A 677-nucleotide genomic window follows, 5' to 3' on the forward strand; every position below is an offset into this window, starting at 1 on the left:
CCTGTTTTCACAGAAGTGGATGCTGTCCAACGCGCCCTTCTTTTTGCAAAAGAAACTGGCTGTAAATTGCATTTAGTTCACATTAGTACTTCCGAGGCGATTCAAGCTATTTTAAAAGCCCGTGAAGAAGGTGTAGATGTAACAGTTGAATCATGCCCACACTATTTTGCCTTTACTGCCGAGCAAGTAGATGAGATTGGCCCTAGGGCAAAATGCCAGCCTCCAATTAGAAAAGCAGAGGATCAAGCAAAATTATGGGACGAGCTTCTGAACGGGAATATTGACTGGCTAACTTCCGACCATTCGCCTTGTACTGAGGACTTGAAGCAAGGAAACCTTTGGGAAGCATGGGGCGGAATCAGCGGAGCTCAGAACAACGTCGACCTCATGTTTGATTTGGCTGTGAAACAACGCGGCCTGGCTGTCAATAAGTTCGTTGATTTGATTGCAACACATCCAGCTGAGCGCTTTAACCTGCCTCATAAAGGCGAAATAGCCGTTTCAAAGGACGCGGATATTATTTTGGTGGATCCTAACCAATCTTATACTGTGAAAAGGGAAGATCTATACTATAAAAATAAACACAGTGCATATGAAGGCAGGAAGATTGACTGCCGTGTGACGAAAACAATCGTGCGCGGGAATGTCGTTTTCGATTTGGAAAAAGGCATTGTTGG

The 677-nt window shown here is 44.6% G+C and carries 1 protein-coding gene; it reads left to right on the forward strand.

Annotation, left to right across the window (positions count from 1 at the left end):
• Positions 1-677: amidohydrolase family protein (locus tag RB160_RS23945; RefSeq protein WP_316572957.1), on the forward strand; the 677-nt coding region annotated here is incomplete at both ends.

Origin of the sequence: Neobacillus sp. YIM B06451, from assembly GCF_032667185.1 — a bacterium.
Lineage (GTDB): Bacteria > Bacillota > Bacilli > Bacillales > Cytobacillaceae > Bacillus_D.